The 3,412-nt window shown below is 52.9% G+C and carries 2 rRNA genes; both read right to left on the bottom strand.

The annotated features are described in order from the left end of the window. Positions 1–49: 49 nt before the first annotated feature. Positions 50–165: ribosomal RNA gene (gene rrf, locus FDP08_RS20230) — 5S ribosomal RNA — on the bottom strand. 90 nt (positions 166–255) lie between these two features. Further along, a 23S ribosomal RNA gene (locus FDP08_RS20225) occupies positions 256–3,150 on the bottom strand. Positions 3,151–3,412: the final 262 nt, after the last annotated feature.

The following is a 3,412-nucleotide window of genomic DNA, read 5'->3' as shown; positions in this document are numbered from 1 at the left end:
AATAAAAAACCCCCGTCGGCGAAGCCGCGGGGGTTTTTCAGTATTAAGAGCCTGACGATGACCTACTCTCACATGGGCAGAAGCCACACTACCATCGGCGCTGGTCTGTTTCACTGCTGAGTTCGGGATGGGATCAGGTGGTTCCAGACCGCTATGGTCGTCAGGCAAAACGGTTGATCACTGGGTGGACGAGACAGAACATGTGATGGTGATTTCGTTGGTGCTTGCGTTATCCGCAATTGTCTTGGGTGTTATATAGTCAAGCCGCACGAGCAATTAGTATCGGTTAGCTCAACGCCTCGCAGCGCTTACACACCCGACCTATCAACGTCCTGGTCTTGAACGGCTCTTCAGGGACCTCAAGGGTCCAGGGAGATCTCATCTTGGAAGGGGCTTCCCGCTTAGATGCTTTCAGCGGTTATCCTGTCCGAACATAGCTACCGGGCAATGCGTCTGGCGACACAACCCGAACACCAGCGGTTCGTCCACTCCGGTCCTCTCGTACTAGGAGCAGCTTTCCTCAAATCTCCAACGTCCACGGCAGATAGGGACCGAACTGTCTCACGACGTTCTAAACCCAGCTCGCGTACCACTTTAAATGGCGAACAGCCATACCCTTGGGACCGGCTTCAGCCCCAGGATGTGATGAGCCGACATCGAGGTGCCAAACACCGCCGTCGATGTGAACTCTTGGGCGGTATCAGCCTGTTATCCCCGGAGTACCTTTTATCCGTTGAGCGATGGCCCTTCCATACAGAACCACCGGATCACTATGACCTACTTTCGTACCTGCTCGACGTGTCTGTCTCGCAGTTAAGCGGGCTTGTGCCATTACACTAACCGCACGATGTCCGACCGTGCTTAGCCCACCTTTGTGCTCCTCCGTTACGCTTTGGGAGGAGACCGCCCCAGTCAAACTACCCACCACACAGTGTCCTTATCCCCGATAAGGGGACGAAGTTAGAACCTCAAACAGGTCAGGCTGGTATTTCAAGGTTGGCTCCACCAGAACTGGCGTCCTGGTTTCAAAGCCTCCCAGCTATCCTACACAAACATGCTCAAAGTTCACTGTGAAGCTATAGTAAAGGTTCACGGGGTCTTTCCGTCTAGCCGCGGATACACCGCATCTTCACGGCGATTTCAATTTCACTGAGTCTCGGGTAGAGACAGCGCCCCCATCGTTACGCCATTCGTGCAGGTCGGAACTTACCCGACAAGGAATTTCGCTACCTTAGGACCGTTATAGTTACGGCCGCCGTTTACCGGGGCTTCGATCAAGAGCTTCGCGCAAGCGCTAACCCCATCAATTAACCTTCCGGCACCGGGCAGGCGTCACACCGTATACGTCCACTTTCGTGTTTGCACAGTGCTGTGTTTTTAATAAACAGTCGCAGGGGCCTGGTATCTTCGACTGGTTTCAGCTCCACCCGTAAAGAGTCTCACCTACCACCAGCGTGCCTTCTCCCGAAGTTACGGCACCATTTTGCCTAGTTCCTTTACCCGAGTTCTCTCAAGCGCCTTGGTATTCTCTACCTGACCACCTGTGTCGGTTTGGGGTACGGTCTCGAATAGCCTGAAGCTTAGAAGATTTTCCTGGAAGCAGGGCATCAATGACTTCCAGCCCTATTGGGCCGTCGTCGTCGCGTCTCGGCATTGTGGGACCGGATTTGCCTAACCCCACTGCCTACTCGCTTAAACCGGGACAACCGTCGCCCGGCTCACCTAGCCTTCTCCGTCTCTCCATCGCAGCTATCCAAGGTACGGGAATATTAACCCGTTTCCCATCGATTACACCTTTCGGTCTCACCTTAGGGGCCGACTCACCCTGCGCCGATTAGCGTTGCGCAGGAAACCTTGGTCTTCCGGCGTGGGAGTTTTTCACTCCCATTGTCGTTACTCATGTCAGCATTCGCACTTCTGATACCTCCAGCATGCTTCTCAACACACCTTCGCAGGCTTACAGAACGCTCCCCTACCCCGCATACTTGCGTATGCAGCCGCAGCTTCGGTAACCAGTTTGAGCCCCGTTACATCTTCCGCGCAGGCCGACTCGACTAGTGAGCTATTACGCTTTCTTTAAAGGATGGCTGCTTCTAAGCCAACCTCCTAGCTGTCTGAGCCTTCCCACATCGTTTCCCACTTAACTGGTATTTGGGGACCTTAGCTGGCGGTCTGGGTTGTTTCCCTCTTCACGATGGACGTTAGCACCCACCGTGTGTCTCCCGGATAGTACTCACAGGTATTCGGAGTTTGCATCGGGTTGGTAAGTCGGGATGACCCCCTAGCCGAAACAGTGCTCTACCCCCTGTGGTATTCGTCCGAGGCGCTACCTAAATAGCTTTCGGGGAGAACCAGCTATCTCCGGGCTTGATTAGCCTTTCACTCCGATCCACAAGTCATCCCCTGGCTTTTCAACGACAGTGGGTTCGGTCCTCCAGTTGATGTTACTCAACCTTCAACCTGCTCATGGATAGATCGCCCGGTTTCGGGTCTATGCCCAGCGACTAAATCGCCCTATTCAGACTCGGTTTCCCTACGGCTCCCCTAAACGGTTAACCTCGCCACTGAACATAAGTCGCTGACCCATTATACAAAAGGTACGCCGTCACAGAACAAGTCTGCTCCGACTGCTTGTACGCATACGGTTTCAGGATCTATTTCACTCCCCTCACAGGGGTTCTTTTCGCCTTTCCCTCACGGTACTGGTTCACTATCGGTCAGTCAGGAGTATTTAGCCTTGGAGGATGGTCCCCCCATGTTCAGACAGGATGTCTCGTGTCCCGTCCTACTCGATTTCACTGGACTCAGGTTTCGGATACGGGGCTATCACCCACTATGGCGGCACTTTCCAGAGCCTTCTCCTACCAGTTGTCCAGCTTAAGGGCTAGTCCCCGTTCGCTCGCCGCTACTTAGGGAATCTCGGTTGATTTCTTTTCCTTCGGGTACTTAGATGTTTCAGTTCCCCGAGTTCGCCCCGCACAGCTATGTATTCACTGTACGGTACCGACCCGAAAGTCGGTGGGTTTCCCCATTCAGAAATGTCCGGATCACAGCTCGTTTGCCAGCTCCCCGAACCTTATCGCAGGCTTCCACGTCTTTCATCGCCTCTGACTGCCAAGGCATCCACCGTATGCGCTTAGTTGCTTGACTATATAACCCCAAGACAACTGATCTGTGCCTCACACTCAACAAGAACCCTGCATCCACCGAAGTGAATCCAGATTCCTCATCCAGGATGAGTCTCAGAGACAGTCACTTGAAGCTATATACAACCACTTCAACGACAACACCGGATAACGCTTGAAATCGTTATCACATTGAACCTATTTCTCTCGGAGATAATGAGAAAAATAGCTTCGTGTTCTATCTCGTCCAATTTGTTAAAGAGCAAATCTGACCCAGTGATCAGAAA

Source organism: Marinobacter panjinensis (assembly GCF_005298175.1).
GTDB classification, from domain to species: domain Bacteria; phylum Pseudomonadota; class Gammaproteobacteria; order Pseudomonadales; family Oleiphilaceae; genus Marinobacter; species Marinobacter panjinensis.
The sequence above is the reverse complement of the archived record's forward strand: the minus strand, read 5'-3'. Positions and strand labels throughout refer to the sequence as shown.